15 protein-coding genes are annotated in these 18021 nt (G+C 60.4%); 9 read left to right on the top strand and 6 right to left on the bottom strand.

Going from position 1 to position 18021, the window contains the following annotated elements; all coding sequences use genetic code 11:
* Positions 1 to 62 precede the first annotated feature (62 nt).
* Positions 63 to 884, top strand: coding sequence for a cell division protein ZipA (gene zipA / locus NA619_RS09855; RefSeq protein ID WP_255961671.1), 822 nt, complete (start codon positions 63 to 65; stop codon positions 882 to 884).
* 335 nt (positions 885 to 1219) lie between these two features.
* Positions 1220 to 3586, top strand: a complete 2367-nt coding sequence (gene ligA / locus NA619_RS09850; RefSeq protein WP_255961670.1) for an NAD-dependent DNA ligase LigA — start codon at positions 1220 to 1222, stop codon at positions 3584 to 3586.
* A gap of 135 nt (positions 3587 to 3721) precedes the next feature.
* Here ligA and queD read toward each other — a convergent pair whose 3' ends face one another.
* The gene (gene queD / locus NA619_RS09845; protein ID WP_255961669.1) at positions 3722 to 4078 is read right to left on the bottom strand and encodes a 6-carboxytetrahydropterin synthase QueD; all 357 of its coding nucleotides are present in this window, start codon (positions 4076 to 4078) and stop codon (positions 3722 to 3724) included.
* Between the two features lie 179 nt (positions 4079 to 4257).
* Here queD and NA619_RS09840 point away from each other — a divergent pair, with 179 nt between their 5' ends.
* Entirely contained in the window at positions 4258 to 5574 is a 1317-nt protein-coding gene (locus NA619_RS09840; protein WP_255961668.1) for a Na+/H+ antiporter family protein, read from the top strand.
* A 143-nt stretch (positions 5575 to 5717) separates the two neighbouring features.
* Positions 5718 to 6830, top strand: a complete 1113-nt coding sequence (locus tag NA619_RS09835) for an AI-2E family transporter (protein WP_255961766.1) — start codon at positions 5718 to 5720, stop codon at positions 6828 to 6830.
* 31 nt (positions 6831 to 6861) lie between these two features.
* On the opposite strand, the gene NA619_RS09830 is transcribed toward NA619_RS09835, so the two are convergent.
* The 4 genes from NA619_RS09830 to NA619_RS09815 form a co-directional block, all read right to left on the bottom strand.
* Complete coding sequence (locus NA619_RS09830) at positions 6862 to 8826, bottom strand: PhoX family protein (protein ID WP_272891725.1); 1965 nt, start codon at positions 8824 to 8826, stop codon at positions 6862 to 6864.
* 196 nt (positions 8827 to 9022) lie between these two features.
* A complete protein-coding gene (locus NA619_RS09825; protein WP_255961666.1) occupies positions 9023 to 9994 on the bottom strand; it encodes a TAXI family TRAP transporter solute-binding subunit in 972 nt (323 codons plus the stop codon).
* A 66-nt stretch (positions 9995 to 10060) separates the two neighbouring features.
* The gene (locus NA619_RS09820) at positions 10061 to 10414 is read right to left on the bottom strand and encodes a RidA family protein (RefSeq protein ID WP_255961665.1); all 354 of its coding nucleotides are present in this window, start codon (positions 10412 to 10414) and stop codon (positions 10061 to 10063) included.
* A 24-nt stretch (positions 10415 to 10438) separates the two neighbouring features.
* Positions 10439 to 11824, bottom strand: coding sequence for a D-amino acid dehydrogenase (locus NA619_RS09815; protein ID WP_336605452.1), 1386 nt, complete (start codon positions 11822 to 11824; stop codon positions 10439 to 10441).
* Between NA619_RS09815 and NA619_RS09810 the strand changes: the two genes are divergently transcribed.
* Complete coding sequence (locus tag NA619_RS09810; protein WP_255961663.1) at positions 11810 to 12715, top strand: LysR family transcriptional regulator; 906 nt, start codon at positions 11810 to 11812, stop codon at positions 12713 to 12715. The genes NA619_RS09815 and NA619_RS09810 overlap by 15 nt on opposite strands.
* 81 nt (positions 12716 to 12796) lie before the next feature.
* Complete coding sequence (gene zapE / locus NA619_RS09805) at positions 12797 to 13930, top strand: cell division protein ZapE (RefSeq protein WP_255961662.1); 1134 nt, start codon at positions 12797 to 12799, stop codon at positions 13928 to 13930.
* Between the two features lie 33 nt (positions 13931 to 13963).
* Here zapE and NA619_RS09800 read toward each other — a convergent pair whose 3' ends face one another.
* Positions 13964 to 14242 carry a peptidylprolyl isomerase gene (locus tag NA619_RS09800; protein ID WP_255961661.1) on the bottom strand — a complete coding sequence of 93 codons (279 nt, stop codon included), beginning with the start codon at positions 14240 to 14242 and terminating at the stop codon, positions 13964 to 13966.
* 241 nt (positions 14243 to 14483) lie between these two features.
* Here NA619_RS09800 and NA619_RS09795 point away from each other — a divergent pair, with 241 nt between their 5' ends.
* The 3 genes from NA619_RS09795 (at position 14484) to NA619_RS09785 (ending at position 18001) form a co-directional block, all read left to right on the top strand.
* On the top strand, positions 14484 to 15572 hold the full coding sequence (locus NA619_RS09795; RefSeq protein ID WP_255961765.1) for a gluconokinase, GntK/IdnK-type: 1089 nt from the start codon (positions 14484 to 14486) through the stop codon (positions 15570 to 15572).
* A 40-nt stretch (positions 15573 to 15612) separates the two neighbouring features.
* Positions 15613 to 16890 carry a TRAP transporter large permease gene (locus tag NA619_RS09790; RefSeq protein WP_255961660.1) on the top strand — a complete coding sequence of 426 codons (1278 nt, stop codon included), beginning with the start codon at positions 15613 to 15615 and terminating at the stop codon, positions 16888 to 16890.
* A gap of 94 nt (positions 16891 to 16984) precedes the next feature.
* On the top strand, positions 16985 to 18001 hold the full coding sequence (locus NA619_RS09785) for a TRAP transporter substrate-binding protein (RefSeq protein ID WP_255961659.1): 1017 nt from the start codon (positions 16985 to 16987) through the stop codon (positions 17999 to 18001).
* Positions 18002 to 18021 lie beyond the last annotated feature (20 nt).

Genomic DNA, 18021 nt, shown 5'->3' with positions numbered 1-18021 from the left:
TGAGCCTGTTCAGCGGCTGTGAATCTGCGTCTTTATCATCGATTTCAGGGGTTCAAGCATTAATGGATATCGGTCTGCGCGAGTGGCTGATCCTCATCGGCATCATTGTTATCGCCGGCATTCTTTTCGATGGCTGGCGGCGGATGCGCGGTAGCAAGGGCAAGTTGAAATTCAAACTGGACCGCAACATCGCGAGCACGCTGCCCGATGAAGACGAATCCGCCGAGCTGCTGGGCCCGCCGCGGGTCGTGAGTCGCGGTAACGAACCCGCGCTGGACGAGACCGACTTGCCATCCATGAGCGCACGTGAGCCCGCTAAGCGCAGAACTACAGAGCCGCGTCAGGGCGACTTGCATTTCTCGAGCGACGATACGCCAGTCCCGACGCTACTCGATCCGGTAGCCGACGAGGGTGAAAGCAATGCCAGCGATCCCGATCTCGAGCTGCCTCCGGTCGAGGAAGTGCTTGTTATCAACGTGATCTCCCGTGATCCGCATGGCTTCCGGGGCCCTGCGCTGCTGCAGAACATTCTGGAAAGCGGCCTGCGGTTTGGCGAGATGGATATTTTCCACCGGCACGAAAGCATGGCGGGCAACGGCGAGGTGCTGTTTTCCATGGCCAATGCGGTCAAGCCAGGAACCTTCGATCTGGACGACATCGATCACTTCACCACGCCAGCGGTAAGCTTCTTCCTCGGCTTGCCTGGCCCGCGCCATCCAAAACAGGCTTTCGATGTAATGGTTGCCGCAGCTCGCAAGCTCTCTCAGGAGCTGAACGGTGAACTCAAGGACGATCAGCGCAGCGTACTGACGGCGCAGACCATCGAACATTATCGCCAGCGTATCGTCGACTACGAGCGGCGGCAGATGACTACCAAGCGTTGATCCGAAAAAACCGCTCTCGTGAGCGGTTTTTTTATCTAGCAAGTTGGCCTCTGTACCTTGCCCATGTTGAGTCGGGGCGCGGGGCGTGCATCAGCCTGGCGGGGGCTTGACCGAATTGCGGGCAGTGGATGAAGCCCTCGAGGCGAGCATCTTCATTGATCCCCCACACGCAGGGTACGGCCTGACCATCTCGTCTGCTGGCAGGCGCCGCCACCCCCGCCAATGCCCATGCCGCTGACCAAACAAGCTAAAATCCTGCGCAGAACATCAACTTAAGGTCGATCGACGCGCTGCGCGCGCAGCCGATCCGGCCTGCTGAAATGGCCTCTCATACCATGACGTCCGCCCAGACCGCCGCAGAGCGCATCGCCGAACTGCGCAGCGACATCGACGCCCATAACTACCGTTACTACGTGCTGGACGAGCCCAGCGTTCCTGACGCCGAGTACGACCGTCTGTTCAAGGAGCTGAAAGCACTCGAGGCTGAGCATCCCGAGCTGGTGACGCCCGACTCGCCTACCCAGCGTGTCGGCGGGGCAGCGCTCGCAGCATTTGGCCAGGTGCGGCATGAAGTGCCCATGCTCAGTCTCGGTAATGCGTTCGAAGAGCAGGACCTGATCGATTTCGACCGGCGCGCTCGGGAAGGGCTAGATCTCCCAGCTGGCGATCTGCTGAATGATGGCGTCGAGCTGGAATACAGCTGCGAACCAAAGCTCGACGGCCTGGCGGTGAGCCTGCTCTACGAGAATGGCAAGCTGGTACGCGGCGCTACCCGGGGTGACGGCAGCACTGGCGAGGACATCAGCACCAACGTGCGCACCGTTCGAAACATTCCATTGAAGCTGCACGGTAGCGACTGGCCCGCGGTTCTGGAAGTGCGCGGCGAGATCTACATGCCCAAGGCGGGCTTCGAGGCGCTTAACGCTCGTCAGCTGGAGGCAGGCGGTAAACCCTTCGCCAACCCACGTAACGCCGCTGCAGGGAGCCTCCGACAACTGGATTCGAAGATCACAGCCAGTCGACCTCTGGAATTGTGCGCTTATGGAGTCGGTCGCAGCGATGGGGACCTACCCGATACGCACGTCGGCATATTGCAGGCATTGAAGGCGTGGGGTTTACCGATCAGCCGTGAACTCAAACTGGCCAAAGGTGTGCAGCAATGCCGCGACTATTTTCACGCCATTGGCGAGAAGCGCGATGCCCTGCCATACGAGATCGACGGCGTCGTGTTCAAGGTCAACTCGACTGCCCAGCAGCGCGAACTGGGGTTTCGGGCGCGTGAACCACGCTGGGCCATCGCGCATAAGTTTCCCGCTCGTGAGGAAGTGACCGAACTGCTTGACGTCGAATTTCAGGTAGGCCGCACCGGCGCCATTACGCCAGTGGCGCGTCTCAAGCCGGTTCAGGTCGCTGGTGTAACGGTCTCGAACGCGACGCTGCACAACATGGACGAGGTTGCCCGATTGGGCGTGATGATCGGTGATACGGTGATCGTGCGCCGCGCCGGTGATGTCATACCGCAAATTCTTGGCGTTATTCCTGAACGCCGGCCTGATAGCGCTCGCGAGGTGCACGTACCGGAGCAATGCCCGGTATGCGGTTCGGCCGTCGAACGTACGCAGCTGATAAAGCGCAGCAAAGGCCGCGAGTCGGTCAGCGAAGGGTCGATTTATCGTTGCGTCGGCCGTCTGGCCTGCCAGGCGCAGCTCAAGCAGGCGATCATTCATTTCGTTTCCCGCCGTGCCATGGATATCGACGGCCTAGGCGACAAGATCGTCGAACAGCTGGTGGATGCCGGGCTCGTTGCCTCACCTGCCGATCTTTACTGCCTGACCTTCGAGCAGGTGCTCGCGCTGGAAGGCTTTGCCGAAGTGTCGAGCCGCAACCTGCTCAAATCAATTGATGAAAGTCGCACGCCGTCTCTTGCGCGTTTCATTTTTGCGTTGGGTATCCCCGATGTGGGTGAGGGCACGGCGAAGCTGCTGGCGCGCGCCCTCGGGTCGCTGGATCGCATCGCACAGGCCTTGCCGGACGTGCTGGTCTATCTGCCGGATATCGGTCTTGAAGTGGCTCATGAGATACACAGCTTCTTTGAGGACGAACACAATCAACTTGTTATTCGGCAGCTGCGTGAACGAGGCGTGCAGTTGCAGGAGGAGGGCGATGTGCATGCAGAGTTTGCGGCCTGTGCAACGCTGGCCGGTTTGCTCGACAAGCTGAACATTCCCTTCATTGCAGCAACAGGCGCCCAGCGTCTGGCGGATCGTTTCGGCAGCCTCGAGGGCATCATCGATGCTGACTGGCTCGACCTGCGGCAGGTCGAGCGCCTCAATGAGAAAGCAGCTCGCGCCTTGCGCGACTATTTCGATGTGCCGGAAAACTCAGCTCGCGCCCGTGCCATCGAAACTCAGCTGAAGCAGTTCGGCATGCACTGGCAAAGTGAGCGGAAGGCTGCGGAAGGTTTGCCGCTGGCGGGTCAGACCTGGGTGCTCACCGGCACTCTGGAAGCCGTGAGCCGTGATGACGCCAAGGCGCGACTCGAAGCCCTGGGAGCGAAGGTGTCGGGCTCGGTATCGGCCAAGACCAGCGTTGTGGTCGCTGGGCCCGGCGCTGGATCTAAGCTGGCCAAAGCCAACGAACTGGGTGTCACGGTTGAAGATGAAGCGTCTTTCCTCAAACGTCTCGCAGCTCTGGAGGGCTGATCGGAGCGGTCGTGGATCGCGGTTTAGTGATCAAGCCCGAGAGCGGTACAGATGGTCGCTCTCGCTGCGCTGACGTCCCGGAATTCATTTAGGCGTGAAACATAAAGGCCTGCGGCGGCAAACGCCTCAGGTCGGTCAGTCCCCGCGGTACTCGCACCCACTGGTGCAGGTTTCGTGAATGCGGATCCGCGACAGCTCCGGTAGTAGCGGCTTCAATTCCTGCCAGACCCATTTGGCGAGATTTTCGCTGGTCGGATTTTCAAGGCCCGGCAAATCGTTCAGATAATTGTGGTCGAGGCGGTCATAGATCGGCTTGAAGATCTCTTTTATCTCGCTGAAATCTCGAATCCAGCCGGTATGGGCATTCACCTCACCTTCCAGATAGATGGCGACACGAAAGGAATGCCCGTGCAGGCGGCCGCATTTATGCCCGTCGGGAACGTGGGGCAGGCGGTGGGCTGACTCGAAGGTGAACTCTTTGAATATTTCCACTGAACCATCCGGACAGGCAAAGGGCGGCATTTTACCGGTTTGCGTTCGGCTGTCGCCGTTAAATGACCGCAGGCGTGATACGCCGTATGCGCTTGTTCCGATGGGGCTTTTGACACTCCTGCGGGCTTGGGGCAAAGTGCCCCGCTTTTTATCGACGTGCGGCGCATCGGGGAGTTGAAATGAACGCAGTGGTAGCGGCAGTCGGCATCATGCTGATTCTCAGCCTGTGCAGAGTCCATGTAGTGGTGGCGTTGATCGCCGGCGCCATTGCAGGTGGTGTTCTGGGTGGTCTGGGACTGGAGGGCAGCCTGGCTGCATTCAACAAGGGGCTGGGCGGAGGAGCGACTGTCGCACTTTCCTACGCATTGCTCGGGGCCTTTGCGGTAGCCATCGGCAAGAGCGGGCTGGCCCATGCGCTGGCGGATCGCGCGCTGGCCATGGTTGGCAGTCAGGAATCCCAGGCCGGCGGTGCGGTGAAATGGATGATGATTGGTTTGCTGCTCGCAGTGGCCGTGTCATCGCAGAACATCCTTCCGATCCACATCGCCTTCATTCCTCTTCTGGTTCCGCCACTGCTCTATGTATTGAGCAAACTGCAGATCGACAGACGCCTGATTGCCTGCGTGCTCGCGTTTGGTCTGGTGACGCCGTATATGTTTCTGCCCGTGGGTTTCGGCAGCATCTTTCTGAACGAAATCCTGCTGGCGAACGTGGCCAAGAGCGGTGCCGATATCGAGGGCATCAACGTCAGCCACGCAATGCTGATCCCCGCCATCGGCATGCTTACCGGTCTGCTGATTGCCATGTTCAGCTACCGCAAGCCGCGCACCTATGACCTGACCAAGGTCGATCAGTCGAAGGTCGTCAGTGTCAGCTACAGCCCGCTCACGTTGCTGGTTGCCGCATTGGCCGTCGCCGCGGCCTTCGTCGTTCAGCTCTGGCTGGACTCGATGATCCTCGGTGCGCTGGTCGGTTTCGTGATCTTTTCCGTCTCGGGCGTCGTGCGCTGGAAGGAGGCTGACGACTTGTTCACCGAAGGCATGAAGATGATGGCGATGATCGGCTTCATCATGATCGCCGCGGCGGGTTTTGCTGAAGTGATGCGCGAAACGGGCGAGGTGAAAACCCTGGTCGACGCGTCCACACAGTGGATCGGCAACAGCAAGGCCGTCGGTGCTCTGATGATGTTGCTGGTTGGCCTGCTGGTCACCATCGGTATCGGCTCGTCGTTCTCTACCGTGCCGATCATCGCAGCGATCTTCGTACCGCTCGGCCTGGAGCTTGGCTTCAGCCCATTGGCCATCGTCAGCCTGGTGGGCACAGCCGGCGCGTTGGGTGATGCGGGCTCGCCGGCGTCGGACTCAACCCTTGGCCCGACAGCTGGATTGAATGCGGACGGTCAGCACAACCACATCTGGGACACCGTGGTCCCGACTTTCCTGCACTACAACCTGCCGCTGCTGGCATTCGGCTGGTTTGCGGCGATGACACTCTGACAGAGCAGCATCCAGGCTGAGTCTGTTCCACGCGCCGTCGCAAGGTCGGCGCGCACGACCTCCCGCCAGTGGTACTTATCTGCGTCTCAGCACTACTGGCGGCAATCGCTGACTAAGGGATACAACCGCAGCGATAGGATGCAATCGTGAATTCAACCCTCGAGCAGAAAGTCTTTCTGGCTCTGTTGCTCATCGTGAGCATTGCGTTCGGCTGGATACTCTTTCCGTTCTATGGGGCTGTGTTCTGGGCCGTCATTCTCGCCATCATTTTCGCGCCGCTGCAGCGATACCTGCAGCGCCGTCTCGGTGACAAACGAAATCTGACTGCGCTCATCACGCTGCTGGTATGCCTGTTGGTTGCGGTGTTGCCGGTCATTCTGATCACCGGTCTGCTGGTTCAGGAGGGCTCCTCCCTTTATGAACAGATCGAGAGTGGTGAGCTGGATGTTCGAGCATTCGTTGGCTCCGCCAAGGAAATGCTGCCCGATTCGCTGCAGTACCAGCTGCAACGGTTTGGTCTTGGCAGTGTCGATCAGATGCGTGATCGCCTGGCGAATGGAGCCTTGGAAGGCAGCCAGTTCTTGGCGACCAAGGCGTTCAGCTTCGGGCAGGGGACTTTCCAGTTTCTGGTCAGCTTCTTCGTGATGATCTATCTGTTGTTCTTTCTCATTCGAGACGGGCGGGAGCTGGTCGCGAAGGTCAAGCGTGCGATGCCGTTGAGCGAGAATCAGAAGCGCCGACTGTTCAGCAAGTTCACGCGTGTAGTCCGCGCGACGGTCAAAGGCAATATCGTCGTTGCCGTAACACAGGGTTTTCTCGGGGGGGTGATATTCGCGATCCTGGGCATCCCCGGTGCGTTGCTCTGGGGCGTGCTGATGGCGTTTCTGTCGCTGCTGCCGGCAGTGGGCGCGGGGCTGATCTGGACGCCTGTGGCCATCTACTTTCTGATGAAGGGGATGGTGGTCCAAAGCGTGATTCTGACGCTTTACGGCGTGCTGGTAATCGGGCTGGTGGACAACATACTGCGCCCGATTCTGGTGGGGAAGGACACCAAGATGCCGGACTACCTGGTGTTGATCTCGACGCTGGGTGGTCTTGCTCTGTTCGGGCTGAACGGCTTCGTCATCGGCCCGCTCATCGCGGCGCTGTTCATGTCTTCGTGGGGACTGTTTACTTCACCTGAAAGCAGGCTTCCGATTACTTCCCCAGAAAAGAAGCGGCTGGTCTCACCACCGGAGAGCGAGCCGCCGGGTTAACGGCGGCTGCTCTGATAGGGAGAGCGGTGCGTTACAGCACCCGTCCGCCATCGTCCCGCGTGATGATCACGGTAGCCGAGCGTGGCCTGCGGCCTGGGCCGTCCGGCCAGGTGCTGGTGTACTCGGTCGAACTGGAGCCTTCGCCCGGATGCTGGATGTTCACGAACAGCGTACGGAAGTCCGGCGTCGCGGTGATGCCCGTCACTTCGGCGCCCTTGGGGCCAACCAGGAAGCGCTTGGTCTCACCGGTCTTCGGGTCGGATACCAGCATCTGGTTGTTGCCGAATGGGCCGCTGCTCAGCTGGCTGCCGCTCATGTCGGTCTGAATCCAGAGGCGACCTTCGTCATCGAACCAGAGTCCGTCCGGGCTCGCCATGATGTTTTCGTCAGTCAGCGGCCGACCGCGTGGATCGCGGCTATCGCTCTGCGGTCCGGCGAGCAGATACAGGTCCCATTGAAAGGCTGTGCCAGTCTGATTCTTGCCAAGTTCACGCCAGCGAATGATGTGTCCGGTTGGGTTTGGCGTGCGTGGGTTGGCTGCGTTGGCTTCCTGCCGCGAGCTGTTGTTGGTCAGCGTGAAGTACACCTCGCCGGTGTCGGGATGTACGGCACCCCATTCCGGGCGGTCCATTTTTGTTGCGCCAACGATGTCCGCTGCCAGACGAGTATTGATCAGCACTTCGCCCTGATCGGCGAAGGTGACGTTTGCTGCAGCGCAAGCCTGTTGGAAGGCCGCGTCTTCGATATCCAGCGCTAGCCAGTCGCCGCTGCCGTCCGGGTTGAAGCGCGCGACGTAGAGAGTGCCGTCGTCGAGTAGCCGGCCGTCGCTGCGCTGCGGGCGGTACTTGTCACGACTGATGTACTTGTAGATGTATTCGTTCTGCGAATCGTCGCCGGAGTAGCAGACGAGCGGCCAGCCCGGTTTGGTCGGCGCGAATACGATGCCTTCGTGACCAAAGCGGCCCAGTGCAGTGTGTTTGATTGGTGTGGCGTCCGGATCGAAGGGGTCGATTTCGACAATCCAGCCAAACGTATTGGGCTCGTTGCGATAGTCAGCGCGCGGGTCTGCGGCTGTGGTGGTGGCATCGAAACGCTCGAACTCGTCACCACGAAGGGTCTCCCAGCCGTAGCGCCCGCTCGAACGAAGGCCGTAGCGTTCCAGATGGCGCGGCAGTTCGGCATCGCGGGTCGCAAAGTAGCCAGCCCAGTTCTCTTCGCAGGTCAGGTAGGTGCCCCACGGGGTGTAACCATTTGAGCAGTTATTCAACGTGCCGCGGGTGGATGTACCGCTCGGGCTGTAGCGCGTCTTCATCAGTTCGTGACCGCGCGCCGGGCCTTCGATGCGCATCGGCGTCGCGCCGGTTATGCGGCGGTTACGTGCCGATGGCAGTACCGACCAATCCCCCTGCGGGCCACGACGCACCTCGACGACCGAAACGCCGTGTGCATTGATTTCCTTGCGCACTTCATCGGCATCGACGCGTTTGCGGTCGACCACGGTCGGGCCGTTGGGATGCAGCAGCGGGGCATCGATGTACTCGTGATTCAGCACGAGCAGGCCGTGGTCGCTTTTGCGTCCCTTGAATCTCGCATCCATAGGGAAGAAATGCATGCCGTCGTGATGCATGCCGGTCTGCTGGGCCTGGTCTTCCGCGCTGTTGCTGGCGTCTTCCAGAAATGCGGGATAGCTGCCGCAGATCGGTGTGCCCCACGGAATGAACGTCTTCGCGGAAAAACCGGCGGGCACGGTGATGGTGTCGGCGCGAGTCACACCTACCGCACCGAAGGGCAAGCGGGTACGACGCTTAAAGGGCATTCCTCCCCCGAGCTTAGCCGGCTCGGCTGCGCCCGCGATCGAAGGCAGTCCGCCGAGAAAGGCGAGGGCGCCGAATGCAGCGCCGCCTGCCACAACCTTGCGGCGGCCTAGATTGATGACATCCTGAATGTGAGGATTGCCGGAACGGTTACTCGGCAGTTCATCGCCGTTGCCGAACATTATGTTTTGATTATCGTCAGTCACGACGCAGCTCCAAGGGTAATCGACGGAACTGTGACGCTAGGCTGTGTGTGCGACAACTTAATGACAAAGAGCGAGTGCTGGACAGACGGCTTCGCTTGTTTTTAGAGCATTGCCAGCGGCTATGGGTCCGGGTGTGGGGTCATTCCCGTCACCCGGCATCACCGCTGTGATATCAGAGCCAGCCTTTTTCCTTGTAGAACCGCTGCGCGCCTTCATGCAGTGGTGCAGTCAGGCCGACACGGATCATGTCCTTTGCCTGGAGATCGGCAAAAGCCGGGTGCAGACGCTTGAAGCGTTCCAGGTTGTCGAAGACGGCTTTTACAAGCTGGTACACGACATCCGGATCGGTCTCAGTGGTGGCGGCGAGCACTGCTTTGCCGCCGATGGAGGGCACGGGCTCGTCTACGCCAGGGTAGAGTCCGGCAGGGATTTCGGCGGCGGTGTAGTAGTCGGCGCCTTGCAGGAACTTCTCGATCTCCGGCCCTTGCACAGGGATCAACTGGGCTTTTACGTTGGTCAGCGCTTCTTGGATGGCGCCGCTGGGGTGTCCGACCACGTAAGTGATGACATCGAGGTTGTTGTCGCCGAGGGCCGATGCCATCTCCGCCGGCTTGAGCTCACCGGCAAGGGCAAAGTCGGCGTTGGACCAACCCCGGGCCTTCATCACCTCATCGAACGTGTCGCGGCTACCTGAGCCCGGCACGCCGATGTTTACGCGTTTACCCTTCAGATCATCGAAGGACTTGATGCCGCTGTCCTCGCGGGCCACCACTGTCAGAATTTCGGTTTGCAAGGAGAAAACGGCCCTGAGTTCCTCGATCGGACCATCCTTATCGAACGGGGCGAGACCTTCGAGCGCCTTGTGCTGGTGGTCAGACTGGATAAAGCCGAATTCGTATTCGCCCTTTTGCAGCGACACGATGTTGGTCACGCTGCCGGCTGTAGAGGGCGCGTTGCACTTGATCGGCGGCTGCGCCTCGGCGCGGTTGAGGAAGCGGCACACCGACTGACCTGCGGTGTAATACACCCCTGTCTGGCCGCCCGTACCGATGGTAACGAAGCGCTCCTGGGCGGATGCAGCCGTGATGTTCAGGACGCCCGCCAGGGCGCAGCTCAGCAAGGACACGCGAATCTTCTGGTTCATGGTCAATCCTTTCTTGTCGTTGTTTTTGATTGCACTGACTGCCTACGGCGGCGGTTTCAAGCCTGGTCAGGCGGCTGCCGCGATCACCATGATCTCGACCAGCACATTGGGTGAGGCCAGGCGTGCTTCCACCGTCGCTCGAGCCGGCGCGCAGCCCTCGGGCAGCCACTCGCACCAGACCGAATTCATTGCTGCGAAGTCGCTATCGATATCCTTGAGCCATATCTGTGCACTGAGTAGCCGTGATCGATCGGAACCGGCTTCGGCGAGCAAGGCGTCGATCTTGGCCAGCACCTGACGGGTCTGCCCGGCTGCGTCTTCGCCGCGGTCATCTGGTACCTGGCCCGCGAGAAAGACCAGATTTGCGTAGGAAACCGCGGCGGACATGCGTTCGTTGCTTCTGAGTCGTTGCAGGGTCATGGGGCTCTCCTTAAAGGGAATGATTCAGGGATTGAGCGTCAGCCCATCCAGCGCCACGGCGGCCGGACGCTGATCGATGAGGTCACCGAGTACATCGGCGCTGCCGCATGCAAGGGTAAAGCCGAGACTGCCGTGACCCACGTTGAGCCATAGGTTTTCGAGTTCCGTCGCGCCGAGCAGCGGCGTGCCTTCCGGCGTCGCCGGTCTGAGTCCCGCCCATTGCTTGGCATTGTGATAGTCGCCAGCCTCAGGGAAGGTTTCAGTGGCGAGCCGCTGCAGCATGGCGATTCGCCGGCTGTCGATGTCCAGGTCCCAGCCACCGATATCGACCATCGCAGCTATCCTCAATTGATCACCCAGGCGAGCGTAGACCACCTTGTTGTCATAGTCGGTCACGTTCGTTTGCGGTACTTGGGCGCCGGGGCTCAATGGAACGGTGAGGCTATAGCCCTTGAGTGGGTAAATCGGCAGCTCGATGCCTAGCGGTTTCAACAGCTCTACGCTGGCTGCGCCTGCCGCAATAATCAGGTGGTCGACTTCCAGTTGCTGATTTCCAATCCTCAGTGCCCGGAGCCGCAGGCCGTCTCGCTCCAGTTCGCCCATCGGCTGGCCGCAACGCAAGTGGAACTCCGGTGATTGGCTGAGGCGTTCAAGCAGTTGCTTGCAGAACAGATGGCAGTCAGCGACTTCGTCGCCAGGGGAGTAGATTCCGCCCTGCAGTTCATTTTTAAGGGGCTGCAGTGCAGGCTCGATTTCGACGCATTGTTCAGGATCGAGGCGCTGTTGACCTGCGCTGGCATCGAGGCCCGCGGTGGCTTTTGCCAGACTGGCTCCATGCCGATAAATCACCAGCTTGCCGTTTGCCCGCCAACCAAAGCCGGTGAGGCCGTCTTCTTCACGCCAGCGGCGCAGTACCTGCTGGCTGTGCAACGCCAGGCGCAGCAAATGCGCGCCGTTGCGCCGATTGGTCGAGCGGTTGCAGGCCATCAGAAAGCGCAGGCACCAGCGCCACTGCTGCAGGCTCATCCTGGGTCGGAAGCGTAGCGGGGCATCCTCTCCGCGCAGCATCCAGCCGAGGGCCTGCACCGGAACGCCTGCATCGGCAAGGGGCGATACATAGCGGTAACTGAGCTGACCGCCGTTGGCGAAACTCGTCTCCAGTGCAACCTGGTCGCGCCTTTCGATGAGATCGACCTGATGGCCGCGGCGCAGCAGTGCATGAGCTGTAGTCAGACCGACCACACCGGCGCCAATCACCGCAATTCGCATCAGGCGTCTCCATAGGTATATCGAACCTGAAGCCTGATCGACGATGAACGAAGCGGCCAATGAAAGGATGGAGCCATTCCATAACCAAAGGTTATGCTCCGGCTGCTTTGAGCAGAGGAATGTCCCATGCGCCTTCGCCATATCGAACTGTTCCAGGCCATCTTGCAGACCGGTAGCCTGACGGCCGCCGCGCAGCTGTTGCATATCTCCCAGCCTGCAGCGAGCAAGATTCTCAAGCATGCAGAGCAGCAATTGGGTTTCGCGCTGTTCAGTCGAGTACGCGGGAAGCTGCAGCCAACTGCCGAGGCGCGCGTCCTGCAGCAGGAAACCGAGCGCCTTGCTGCGGATTTGCAGCATCTGCGGCGCCTGGCAGGCAGTCTTGGGCGGGGTGAGGAGCGCGCACTGCGGCTGATCTGTACACCCGCGCTGGGGCAGGCGCTGGTGCCCGAGGCGTTACGACACTGGCGCGCTCGCTTCGCCCGCACGCCGTGCCATCTGGCGACCCAGCACACCGCGGAGATAGTCGAGGCCTTGCTGCTGCGGGAAGCCGATATGGGTTTGACCCTGCAAGCGGTGGAACACCCGGGGCTTCGCAGTGAAGTCCTCGCGCAAGGGCAGATGATGGTGATCGCACCGGCGGGCTGGTGGTCGGACGACGAGTTGTCTCAAGCCGTGGGCCTGGAACAGTTATCGGATGCTCCGCTGATCGGCCTCGATACCAGGGACGCGCTTGGAGGACTGCTGCGCCATCATCTCGAAGCGCTTGATTCGCCACCGCGCATCGAAACCTGGGTGCAGACCTACCAACTGGCTCGAAGCCTGGTTGCAGCGGGGCAGGGGTTGGCGCTGGTCGATCCGCTGACCGCCAGGGCCGATAGCGGGCCGCCTGTGCAGGCACGTGTTCTCGATCCTTCGATTCCCGTACCGCTCTACGCATTGGTGAGAGCCCAGGAAGTGGCGTGCCTCGCTCAAACCGAGCTATTGAATGAGATTCGGCGACAAGCCCTGATGGTGATGATGGACCACGCTTGATTGCCCGCGCTGGCAGGCATCGTCTCCCTGTCCAATCGTCTGCGATACCATCGCGACCTTCATCTTCAATTGCGGATTCCAATGCAAGAAAACGCGCCCCTTGCGCTCTACCAACAGGCCGTCACCCGTCATGGCTTCGTCAGTGATGCGGCACAGCTGCGGGCTGTCGAGCGCCTGCAGCGCTGCCATGAAGCCTTGCATGAACGCGCGCCTCGCAGCCCGCAGCAGGGTGTCTACCTCTGGGGCCCCGTGGGGCGAGGCAAGACCTGGCTGATGGATCTGTTCCATCGCAGCCTGCAGGTTCCGTCGCGGCGGCAGCACTTTCACCACTTCATGCGCTGGGTGCACATTCGGTTGTTCCAGCTCAACGGGACAGCCGATCCGCTGCATGCTCTGGCACAGGAGCTAAGCGCCGATGTGCGGGTGCTTTGTTTTGACGAGCTGTTCGTCGGTGATATCGGCGACGCGATCATTCTCGGCCGTCTGTTTCAGGTGATGTTCGAGGAGGGGGTGGTGATTGTCGCTACTTCGAATCAGCCGCCGGATCAGCTGTATGCCGACGGCTTCAATCGCGAACGCTTCATGCCGGCCATCAAGGCGATCGAGCAAAACATGGAGGTGACGGACGTGGATGGTGGTGCTGACCACCGCCTGCGGTCCGGTGCGGGCAAGCAACGCTATTGGGTCTGCGAGCCTGATGCCGATGGTGCGCTGAGGTCTGTATTCGACGAACTGGTTGCACGGGGCGCGACTACCGCCGAGCCGGCGATGCTCGGGCGGCGGCTTCTGCAGGTTGTCAGGCGCAGTGAAGCGGTGATCTGGTGCCGCTTCGCCGAACTGTGTGGCCAGGCCTTCTCGGCACTGGATTTCATCGAACTCTGCGATGGCTATTCAACGATTCTGCTCAGCGACGTGCCCAGGCTTGGCAGTGAACAACGCGACGGACGCATTGCGCGAGGGACCGAAGACGGCGCGACGCGGATAGCAGCAGGCGACCGCGAACTGCCCAGACTTGCAGCGCATGACGACAGCGTCCGACGGTTCATTGCCTTGGTGGATGAATGCTACGACCGGCGTGTGCCGTTGTACCTGGAAGCCAGGGTCCCGCTGGATGAGCTCTACACTCAGGGCTATCTGTCGTTTGCCTTTCGCAGAACCCTGAGCAGGCTGCGCGAAATGCAGCTCCAGCGTTTCGGAAAGGACGAGGTTCTCTGACGAAGAGGGCACGCGGCCTGTAAGACAAGCGCATCAGTCGCGGTAGAACACCTGTACCAGGTGATAGCCGAACTGGCTTTTGATGGGGCCGTGCACGTCACGCAGCGGTTTCTTGAAGATCACCTGATCAATGCTGCGCACCATCTGTCCGGGGCGAACCTCGCCCAGGTCGCCGCCTTTCTTGCCGGACGGGCAGGTCGAATACTTCTTTGCCAGCACATCGAATGCTTCGCCATTGGCGATGCGCTTTTTCAGCTGTGCGGCTTCGGCTTCGGTCTTGACCAGAATATGGCGGGCCATGGCTTTGGGCATTTCGCGTCTCCTAAATGGCGGCGGCGATTGTAGTCAGCATGGCGGAAAACCGAAACGCCAAGTCGAATTAACCCTCCGCGGCTTTACCTATACGACCCGACGAACGGTAGTTAAAGCATTTGTATGTTAGCGCTACCATCTCGCCCAACAAACATAATGCAGCACATCGATGCTGCCGGAGACCACAGTGGATTCCCACTCCCCCAGCGATTTTTCCGCTACTGGCCGAGCCTTGGTCGTGATGGGCGTCAGCGGTTCGGGCAAGACCGAAACCAGCCACGCCGTCGCGGACGCACTGGGCTTTCGCCACATCGAAGCCGACCATTTCCACCCTGAAGAAAACGTTGCTCGCATGCGCGCCGGTACGCCGTTGTCCGACGCTGACCGCGTCGTTTGGCTGCAGAAACTGGTCGTCGAAATGCAGCGCGCCATTGATGATGGCGTCGGCTTCGTGCTGGCCTGTTCGGCGCTCAAACGTCGCTATCGCGATCTGTTGCGCGATGCGGTTGCCGAGTTGCGGTTTGCTCACCTGTCCATCGATTACGACACGGCAGTGCAAAGAGTCGGCGGGCGTGCCGGGCATTTCATGCCGATTTCCCTGGTGGACAGCCAGTTCGCCACGCTTGAATCGCCAGAAGGCGAGCCCGGCGTTCTGGTGGTCGATGCCAGCCAACCGCGCGAGCAGGTGCTGGCGGAGATCGTTGAATGGATGCAGCGCGCGCCGGGTCTTGAGATCAGTGATGCCGAAGGCCATTCCGCGGCTCCGCTTGATAGCGCTAACAGTGACGCTGGAAAGGGCGCCGAGCTGACCAGCCCGCCTATCTACAGCGGCAAGCTCGCCCTGGGTTTCGACCGCATTACCGATTGGCTGATGGCAGCGTTACTGGCGTTCATGGTGGTTGTCGTGTTCAGCAGCGTGGTGCTTCGCTATGCCTTCGGCACCGGCTGGACCGGCGCCGAAGAGCTATCGCGACTGGCCTTTGTCTGGCTTGTCTTTGTCGGTGTTGCATCCAGCATGCGACGCGGCGAGTTGATGGCGTTCAGCATGGTTCGTGATCGGTTCCCGATCCTGTTCCGTCGTGTGGTCGATTCGATCAGCTGGCTGCTGGTGGCAGGTGCCAGCGGGATGGCGGCCATGGGTGGATGGAACCAGATGCAGTTCGGCTGGACGATCAACAGTCCTGTAGTGGGTTACCCGCTAGCCGTTGCAATGTTGCCGGTCATGGTCAGCATGATCGCGCTCGCAGTCTTGGCCCTGGTGCAGCTCGTTAACGTCTGGCGCGGACAGCCACAGCCGCATGCTGCCGACGCCAACGTAACGGCTGACTGACTCCCGATAACAACAGGGCAACGCCCGCCGAGGTTCCTGAATGACTGTCGTCGTTTTCCTTTCTTCACTGTTTGGCTTCATGGCATTCGGCATGCCGATCGCTTTCGCGCTGATCCTCACCGGCGCGGTGTTGATGTGGTACCTGGATTTCTGGGATGTGCAGCTGATTGCACAGAACCTTCAGGCCGGTGCCGACAGCTTTCCGTTGCTCGCTGTGCCGTTCTTCATTCTGGCGGGTGAGCTGATGAACGCCGGCGGCATTTCCCGCCGCATCATCAACATGGCGCAGGCCTATTTCGGTCACAAGCGTGGCGGGCTGGGTTACGTCGCGATTGCTGCTTCGGTGCTGTTGGCGAGCATGTCCGGTTCGGCGCTGGCAGACACCGCCGCACTGGCGACGCTGTTGCTGCCAATGATGCGCGAGCGTGGCTACCCGTTGAGTTCGTCATCCGGCCTGGTGGCCGCCGGCGGCATCATCGCGCCGATCATTCCGCCTTCGATGCCCTTCGTCATTTATGGTGTGGTCACCAATACCTCGATCAGCCAGTTGTTTCTAGCCGGCATGGTGCCGGGCCTGATCATGGGGATGGGCCTCATCGTCGCGTGGACGATTATTGCCCGCAGAATCGATGAACCACCGCAGGAAAAGGCAACCGCCGCAGAGCGTCGCAAGGCCCTTGTCGATGGCGCGGCGGCATTGATGCTGCCGGTGATCATCGTCGGAGGCCTGCGCGGCGGGCTGTTTACACCGACGGAGGCCGCCGTGGTGGCTGCTGTATACGCGCTGGCCGTTTCGACACTGTTGTACCGCGAGTTGAGCTGGAGCGGCGTGGTCGAAGTGCTCACCCGCGCGAGCCGTACCACCGCCTCGGTAATGTTCCTCTGCGCCGCTGCGATCGTTTCGGCTTACATGATCACCCTGGCTCAGCTGCCCGATGAAATCGCCACCATGCTTGGCCCGTTGGCGCAGGATCCGAAGTTGCTCATGGTCGCCATCATGGTGCTGATGATCGCGGTCGGCATGGTGCTCGACCTTACGCCGACCATCCTGATTCTCGGGCCGGTGCTGGCGCCGATTGCCGTGAAGGCCGGTATCGACCCCGTGTACTTCGGTGTGATGTTCGTGCTGATTGGCTCGATCGGGCTGATCACGCCGCCAGTCGGTACGGTGTTGAACGTCGTCGGCGGAATAGGGCGGCTGCGCATGGAAACGCTGGTGCGCGGCGTGACACCGTTCTTCGGCATCTATCTGGTCATCGTCGCGCTGCTGATTGCGGTGCCCTCGATCATCACAGTGCCGCTGCAGTGGCTGCGTTAAACGCAGGCGTTAGCGACGGTGAGCCGTCGCTGACGCCTGAACTCATCTGACAAAGAAGCTTCATCCGACCCACAACAACAAAAGGTACGACAGCATGAAACGATTTCTCATAGCGGCGTTGGCTGCCACCACCCTTGGCAGCGCTATCACTGCCGTGTCGGCGCAGGCAGCCGATGACGTTCGCTCGCGGATGATCCGCTTCGGTTATGGCCTCAACGAGGACAGCAACCAGGGTCGCGCCGCCAAAGTGCTTGCCGAGGAAATCGCCAAGGCCTCCGATGGCAAGCTGAAGGTCCGTACCTTCGCCTCGGCCAGCCTTGGTTCTGATGACCAGATGCAGAACGCGCTGATGGGTGGCGCACAGGAAATGATGGTCGGCTCGACCGCAACCCTGGTCGGCATCGCAAAAGAAATGGCCGTTTGGGATACGCCATTCCTGTTCGAAAGTGAAAAGCAGGCCGACTACGTGCTCGATGGCCCGGTTGGCCAGAAAGTCATGGATGCGCTCGAGGCCAAAGGGCTGGTTGGCTTGGTCTACTGGGAAAATGGTTTCCGTAACCTGACCAACAACGTTCGCCCGGTCGAGAAGATGGAAGATTTCAACGGCATCAAGTTGCGCGTTATGCCGAACCCGGTGTTCATCGACACCTTCAAGCAGATGGGCGCCAATGCCGTCCCGCTGCCGTTCTCCGAGCTGTTCACTGCGCTGGAAACCAAAGCGGTTGACGGTCAGGAAAACCCCTACAACACCATTCTGTCCTCGAAATTCTACGAAGTGCAGAAGTACCTGAGCGTGACCAACCACGTCTACAGCCCCTGGATCGTCACGGCGTCCAAGCGTTGGTGGGACGGTCTTTCCGAGACCGAGCAGGGGATCATCATGGATGCGGCGAAAAAGTCGCGTGATTCGGAACGAGAAGACACCCGCGCCGAAGCCCGTGAAGCCCTGGCTCAGATCGAAAAACAGGGCATGGCGGTCAACAAGGTCAGCCCGGATGAGATCCAGCGCATGCGCGATCAGGCCAAACCGGCCATTCAGACCGTAGTCGATACGGTCGGCGAGCCGCTGTTCAAGGAAGTCCAGGCAGAAATCGAAAAAGCCCCGAAGTAAACTGGCGCGCCCCTGCGGGG

Origin of the sequence: Stutzerimonas stutzeri (assembly GCF_024448895.1) — a bacterium.
GTDB classification, from domain to species: Bacteria; Pseudomonadota; Gammaproteobacteria; order Pseudomonadales; family Pseudomonadaceae; genus Stutzerimonas; species Stutzerimonas stutzeri_Q.
The sequence above is the reverse complement of the archived record's forward strand: the minus strand, read 5'-3'. Positions and strand labels throughout refer to the sequence as shown.

What these genes read in the sequence shown, in the direction of transcription:
- zipA (WP_255961671.1), top strand. Translation starts at nt 63, where the DNA reads ATGGATATCGGTCTGCGCGAGTGGCTGATCCTCATCGGCATCATTGTT.
- NA619_RS09815 (WP_336605452.1), bottom strand. Translation starts at nt 11,824, where the DNA reads ATGGCGAAGGCGCATGGGACATTCCTCTGCTCAAAGCAGCCGGAGCAT.
- NA619_RS09820 (WP_255961665.1), bottom strand. Translation starts at nt 10,414, where the DNA reads ATGACCCTGCAACGACTCAGAAGCAACGAACGCATGTCCGCCGCGGTT.
- NA619_RS09800 (WP_255961661.1), bottom strand. Translation starts at nt 14,242, where the DNA reads ATGCCCAAAGCCATGGCCCGCCATATTCTGGTCAAGACCGAAGCCGAA.
- NA619_RS09795 (WP_255961765.1), top strand. Translation starts at nt 14,484, where the DNA reads ATGGGCGTCAGCGGTTCGGGCAAGACCGAAACCAGCCACGCCGTCGCG.
- NA619_RS09785 (WP_255961659.1), top strand. Translation starts at nt 16,985, where the DNA reads ATGAAACGATTTCTCATAGCGGCGTTGGCTGCCACCACCCTTGGCAGC.
- NA619_RS09830 (WP_272891725.1), bottom strand. Translation starts at nt 8,826, where the DNA reads ATGTTCGGCAACGGCGATGAACTGCCGAGTAACCGTTCCGGCAATCCT.
- NA619_RS09810 (WP_255961663.1), top strand. Translation starts at nt 11,810, where the DNA reads ATGCGCCTTCGCCATATCGAACTGTTCCAGGCCATCTTGCAGACCGGT.
- NA619_RS09790 (WP_255961660.1), top strand. Translation starts at nt 15,613, where the DNA reads ATGACTGTCGTCGTTTTCCTTTCTTCACTGTTTGGCTTCATGGCATTC.
- NA619_RS09825 (WP_255961666.1), bottom strand. Translation starts at nt 9,994, where the DNA reads ATGAACCAGAAGATTCGCGTGTCCTTGCTGAGCTGCGCCCTGGCGGGC.
- zapE (WP_255961662.1), top strand. Translation starts at nt 12,797, where the DNA reads ATGCAAGAAAACGCGCCCCTTGCGCTCTACCAACAGGCCGTCACCCGT.
- ligA (WP_255961670.1), top strand. Translation starts at nt 1,220, where the DNA reads ATGACGTCCGCCCAGACCGCCGCAGAGCGCATCGCCGAACTGCGCAGC.
- NA619_RS09840 (WP_255961668.1), top strand. Translation starts at nt 4,258, where the DNA reads ATGAACGCAGTGGTAGCGGCAGTCGGCATCATGCTGATTCTCAGCCTG.